Origin of the sequence: Pseudomonas sp. LM13, from assembly GCF_041381355.1 — a bacterium.
GTDB lineage: Bacteria > Pseudomonadota > Gammaproteobacteria > Pseudomonadales > Pseudomonadaceae > Stutzerimonas > Stutzerimonas frequens.
Genome location: NZ_JACBXH010000080.1, coordinates 1 through 5,433 on the forward strand (window position 1 = coordinate 1; position 5,433 = coordinate 5,433).

Annotated in this window: 5 protein-coding genes and 2 pseudogenes; 6 read left to right on the plus strand and 1 reads right to left on the minus strand. The window is 55.9% G+C overall.

The genetic code is table 11. The annotated features are described in order from the left end of the window. Positions 1–641 (minus strand): annotated as a pseudogene (locus HZR81_RS23050) (hypothetical protein); the annotation flags it as partial. Positions 642–803: 162 nt separating this feature from the next. On the opposite strand from HZR81_RS23050, the gene HZR81_RS23055 reads away from it, so the two are divergent. The 6 genes and pseudogenes from HZR81_RS23055 to HZR81_RS23080 all read left to right on the plus strand — a co-directional run. Continuing rightward, a complete protein-coding gene (locus HZR81_RS23055; protein WP_500129355.1) occupies positions 804–983 on the plus strand; it encodes a hypothetical protein in 180 nt (59 codons plus the stop codon). 237 nt (positions 984–1,220) lie between these two features. Beyond that, a complete protein-coding gene (locus HZR81_RS23060; RefSeq protein ID WP_500129356.1) occupies positions 1,221–1,439 on the plus strand; it encodes a hypothetical protein in 219 nt (72 codons plus the stop codon). A gap of 226 nt (positions 1,440–1,665) precedes the next feature. Next, complete coding sequence (locus tag HZR81_RS23065) at positions 1,666–1,905, plus strand: type II toxin-antitoxin system RelB/DinJ family antitoxin (protein ID WP_084314717.1); 240 nt, start codon at positions 1,666–1,668, stop codon at positions 1,903–1,905. Then, entirely contained in the window at positions 1,895–2,182 is a 288-nt protein-coding gene (locus HZR81_RS23070; protein ID WP_500129357.1) for a type II toxin-antitoxin system RelE family toxin, read from the plus strand. The genes HZR81_RS23065 and HZR81_RS23070 overlap by 11 nt, the downstream gene beginning before the upstream one ends. A gap of 38 nt (positions 2,183–2,220) precedes the next feature. Then, complete coding sequence (locus HZR81_RS23075; RefSeq protein ID WP_500129358.1) at positions 2,221–4,608, plus strand: TOTE conflict system archaeo-eukaryotic primase domain-containing protein; 2,388 nt, start codon at positions 2,221–2,223, stop codon at positions 4,606–4,608. Positions 4,609–5,158: 550 nt separating this feature from the next. Beyond that, positions 5,159–5,433, plus strand: a pseudogene (locus HZR81_RS23080) (alkyl hydroperoxide reductase subunit F); the annotation flags it as partial.

Here is a 5,433-nt window from a genome sequence, read left to right on the forward strand (position 1 = left end):
CTAGCGGATTGCCAGTTGAGCAGTGCCTGTACTACCGCTCGACGCAGTTGGCTGTCGCGAAGCATGCGGTTAAACGCGGGCGCAAGGGCTTCAACATCAGGCATGCTGAGTTGGCTGTGTTGCGCGAGAGCATTGAAGGCTTGCCACTGATCTTCGCCCAGGCACTGTACCATCTCGGTTACGAGTGAACGGCCCTGATCAGTCAGTCGTCGCTCAGCCCCCGTGATCAAACCTGCCACTTGCATGGCTGTGGAGTACAAACCCCACAGACCATAACTCAACTGGTTGCTCAGGATCTGTGCCGACTCAGTCTTGCCAAGAGGTAGTTGGCCGTTCTTGAAGTTGGCTTTAGCCCGCGTGATTCCCAGAAAATTTTCATTTCCAGCAGCAAGGCGCAGATATGCGGCCAGCTGTTCAGCACGGAGAAAATTCGCTTGGATCTGTTCGAGCTGATCTGTTGAAACGTTTGCCTGTGCACAGCACAGCAAGCTGACCATGAAGTTATCGAGGTTGCTCGTGACAGTGGTCAGGTTGCCGACAACTTTTCGCCCCATGTAGCTCCAGATTGCCTCAATTCCCAAAGGGTCTCGCGACCCCTTGGGTCGTGAGCGCTCATCCATGAGTGACAGCACTGTAAGCATTTGATTTCATCCCAAGCATGGCAGATGGAGGCATGAACAATGATGTCAATTTGCCCATGTTAAGTCGGTAAATCAACATGGCCAGGTACTCAATCTTGTGCCGCGACTTTATGTAGCCAGCTCTGGTACTTTGACTATGTAACCTATATCAGGTAACGAGCCATGAAGAATTCCGAAAACGTAGACCTGTTTGAGTACACCCCCGATCTGGACTCGGTTGACGTGGAGGCGCTGTACGAAGACCTTCAAAGGCAGAAAGTTCCAGCCAAGGAAGTGTCGCTCCTCGAGCGGACAGGGTACATCAACTACCTAAAGGCCCACGGTGGCGAAGACCTTCTATAGCTAGCTGCTATTCTAGGTAGACTGTCATCCGCGCCTTCTCCTATCGCCAGTACGACACGCAGATACGCTTGGTGGATATGCGCCGGCGCCTGCCGATCATCGAGTGACGCCGTTGCTCGGCTACTCCTAGACCAGAGCCTTGAATCGCTGGTTCGACACCAGCCTGAGGCAATGGCTACAGTGAGCCACCTCAGTATCTACTAGACTGGCCATGATATTTGAGATGACAGAGGCTACATGAAAGACTTTAACGACTCACCGGACAGTCCTGTTCATGAGAGTACCAAGCAGCTCAGCGTCGATTCCTGCTACACACTGGATGCCAATGGAGAGCCTACTAATAGCCAACTCCATGACGACATCATGGCAGGCGTGACCACCCGCCGTGGCGAGCAGTTTGCCAAGAAGCAGCTCAAGGCTCATGGCCTGAAAGCTGCTTTAAAAATGCTGATTTAACGCCATCATGAGGCGCCACGCTGATGCATCGGCCTCAATGGCACCCGGCTATGGGCAGGGTGCTGGCGACCACACTAACGTTATGTGGGTACCGTGCACCTGAGGTGTGGCGCCGCAGCCAGGGGTCACTTGGTCGGGTTGCTACTGGCAGGGCGCTAACCCGCTTGCCAAATAACGGCTACCCTGTCACTGTAAATACGAATGTCTTTACATGGAGGCCGATCTCATGGCTTCGATCAATATCCGCATTGACGACGAGCTGAAAGTCCGCGCGTACCGGGAACTGGAAAAGCTTGGCGTCACCCCTTCTGAGCTGATGCGCCAAGCTTTGCAATACGTGGCCGAACGCGGTCAGTTGCCCTTCCGTCCGGTACTGATGACCGAGGAAGATGAGGCCCTGATTGCCACGGTGCGTGAGCGCCTTGCTGCTCCCCAGCGCGTGAAGGTCTCGCTGGATGACCTATAGCCTCGAATTCGATGCGCGGGCACTGAAGGAGTGGCACAAGCTAGGCGACACCGTTCGCGAGCAGCTCAAGAAAAAGCTCGCGGGGGTGTTGGTCAATCCGCGCGTTGAGGCAAATCGCCTTCACTCACTTCCCGACTGCTACAAGATCAAACTGCGCAGCAGCGGTTATCGCCTGGTGTACCAGGTGATCGACCATGAGGTGGTGGTATTTGTCGTGGCCGTGGATCGGCGTGATCGCGAGCAGGCCTATCGCAAGGCCGCTGAGCGGCTCAAGTAACGCCCTGCTCACGTCAGGCAGATTCTGGTTTTCATGCGATGAGTGATGACGATCTGGTTGAGCAACTGAGGGCCGAGAATGCTCGCCTGATCGCATTGCTGGAAACGCATGGTATTGAGTGGCGGCAACCGGCTGAGCTGCCAAAGCCTGAACAGGCCGTAGCGCTGCCACCGCTAGTCCCGGTTCTGGATACCAATGAGAAGCTGGCGCTGTTCAAGCGTCTGTTCCGGGGGCGTGCCGATGTCTTTCCCCTGCGTTGGGAAAGCAAGGCTGGAAAGACCGGCTACTCACCTGCATGTGCGAATGAATGGCGTCCAGGCGTGTGTGAGAAGCCACGGATCAAGTGCGGAGATTGCTCGTTCCGCCAACTCCTGCCGCTGACTGATCAGGTGCTCTACAAGCATCTGGCCGGAGATATTGTCATCGGCGTTTACCCGTTGCTGCCAGACGACACCTGCTACTTCCTGGCGGTGGATTTTGACGAGGCCGATTGGCGTGAAGATGTCACGGCTTTTGCCCAGTCATGCTGTGAGTTGGACGTGCCGGTGGCACTGGAAATCTCTCGCTCGGGCAACGGGGCGCACGCCTGGATTTTCTTCGAGCGTAATGTCCCTGCTTATGAGGCGCGCCTGCTTGGCACCGCGATCATCAGCCATACCTGCGAGCGTACTCGGCAACTGACGTTGGGTTCGTATGACCGACTGTTTCCAAATCAGGACAGCATGCCCAAAGGCGGCTTTGGCAACTTGATTGCCTTGCCCTTGCAGAAGCGAGCTCGCGCGCTCAACGGCAGTGTTTTTGCCGATGAGACGTTGGTGGCCTATCCCGACCAATGGGCATTTCTGGCCAGCATTCAGCCTATGCCCGTGCAGGATATTGCGCCGAAAACCCTGCTGGCCACTGGAGGTCGGCATCCGTTGGATGTCACCGCAGTAGCGGATGACGAGGAGTCGAAACCCTGGCAGCGCACAGCGGAAAAGACTCAGAAGTTGGCTTGTCCGTTACCCGAGTCAGTGAACGTTACCCTGGCCAACCAGATCTATTTCGACAAGTCCGAACTGCCCCAGCCATTGGTCAACAAGCTCATCCGCTTGGCGGCCTTTCAGAACCCCGAATTCTACAAGGCACAGGCCATGCGTCTGCCTGTGTGGAACAAGCCCCGGATCATTGGTTGCGCGGAAAACTTTCCCCAGCATATTGCCTTGCCCCGTGGCTGCCTGGATGACGTGCGGGCATTGCTGCATGACAACGGGATTGAGCTGGTGCTGCACGATGAGCGCTTCGCTGGAGAGCCCATCGATGTCCACTTTGCGGGCACGCTACGCCCGGATCAAGAGGCTGCTCTCGAAGGCATGTTGGCGCACGACACCGGCGTCCTCTGTGCGCCCACTGCTTTTGGAAAAACCGTCACGGCTGCCGCGCTGATTGCCCGGCGTGGTGTGAACACGCTGGTGCTGGTGCACCGGACGGAGTTGCTCCAGCAGTGGAAGGAGCGGTTGCAGGCGTTTCTGGGTGCAGACAAAACGAAAGTCGGCACCATCGGCGGTGGTAAGACCAAGCCGACAGGCATCATCGATATTGCCGTGATGCAGTCCTTGTCGCGGCAGGGCGAAGTCAGCGAGCAGGTGAAAAATTACGGACAAATCATCGTGGATGAATGCCATCACCTGTCAGCTTTTTCGTTCGAGGCCCTCCTCAAGGCCGCAAGCGCAAAATATGTCTTGGGACTGACTGCTACACCCATACGTCGTGATGGGCAGCAGCCGATTATCTTCATACAGTGCGGGCCCATCCGGCATACCGCGAGTAGGCCGGAGAGTGCTCCAGCTGATCTGGCAGTGACACCACTGTGGCTTTCTCGACCGATAGTCATGCCTGAAGGGACAGGCATCCAGGATGTTTTCTTGCAGGTGTGCAACGACACGGAGCGAACAGCCAAGGTTGTTGCCGAGGTCGGAGAGGCTTTTGACCAAGGACGGAAGATCCTGGTGCTGACTGAGCGAACGGATCACCTCAGTGCAATTGAGAAACAGCTGGTTGGCCGGGTCGAGAACCTATTCACGCTGCATGGGCGGATGTCTAAGAAGCAACGCTCCGCACTAATTGGCGAACTGGAAGCACTGCCAGCCGATGCACCACGGGTGATCCTGGCAACCGGGAAACTGGTTGGAGAGGGTTTTGACCACCCGGCACTGGATACCTTGGTACTGGCCATGCCGGTTTCCTGGAAGGGCACTCTCCAGCAGTATGCGGGCCGCCTGCACCGGGAACATGTGAGTAAGGCTGATGTGCGCATCATTGACTTCATTGATGCCGGACATCCTGCTTTGCTCCGTATGTGGAGCAAGCGCCAAGCGGGTTACAAGGCTATGGGCTATCGATTTGCTGATTCGTCCAGCTCAATGGAGCTGCTGGCAAAGGGTTAACGAGTCCTCATAGACCACCAAGCTTTCCGTCCGTCGGAGGTGGAAGGTGGCTGTTTCCTACTCGGTGGATTCGCCGTAATCTGGGTTGCATTGACAGGTTGTCAATCCAGGCTGTGGCTTGAGGTCTGCCTCCAGCGCGTAGGTTGTATTGCCGAAATGTAGTGCTGCACGCGGCTCGTTTCAGGGGCTTACGGAAAATGCCATTTATTGCGGTCATTTTGACGAAAAATGCCACTTTATGTGGCTCAATCATGCCAATAATGGTGCCCATTGATTTTCGTAAGTCATTGATTTAATTGAGTTTGCCTGTGGTTCTGAATGCCAGGTTTGTCGCCCGTCGACAGCTGCGGCAGTGGTTGTAGATTCAAAGTGATGCAAAGAAAGCCCCGGCCCCGGCCGGGGTTTTCATTTTCAAAATAGACAGATCGAATCGGCGCGACTGTTTTAATCAATTTCGGAATACCCCTACTGCGGAGTAGAGTTTGCCTCATTCGAGTCATTCATCTTAAGAGCCCTCAGGGCTAATACACTTTGACGGGGTAAGTCGCCAATGTTGGATTCCAATCTCAAGACCCAGTTGAAAGCCTACCTGGAGAAGGTCACCCAGCCCTTCGAAATAGTCGCGTCCCTCGATGACGGCGAGAAATCCGGGGAGCTGCTGAGCCTGCTGCAGGACATCGCCAGCCTCAGCGACAAGATCGCCTTGAAGACCGACGGCGACGATGCGCGCAAGCCGTCGTTCTCGCTCAACCGCATCGGCGGCAACATCAGCCTGCGTTTCGCCGGCATCCCCATGGGCCACGAGTTCACCTCGCTGGTGCTGGC

Coding starts and splice junctions, on each gene's coding strand:
- HZR81_RS23060 (WP_500129356.1), top strand. CDS start 1,221: ATGAAAGACTTTAACGACTCACCGGACAGTCCTGTTCATGAGAGTACC.
- HZR81_RS23070 (WP_500129357.1), top strand. CDS start 1,895: ATGACCTATAGCCTCGAATTCGATGCGCGGGCACTGAAGGAGTGGCAC.
- HZR81_RS23075 (WP_500129358.1), top strand. CDS start 2,221: ATGAGTGATGACGATCTGGTTGAGCAACTGAGGGCCGAGAATGCTCGC.
- HZR81_RS23065 (WP_084314717.1), top strand. CDS start 1,666: ATGGCTTCGATCAATATCCGCATTGACGACGAGCTGAAAGTCCGCGCG.
- HZR81_RS23055 (WP_500129355.1), top strand. CDS start 804: ATGAAGAATTCCGAAAACGTAGACCTGTTTGAGTACACCCCCGATCTG.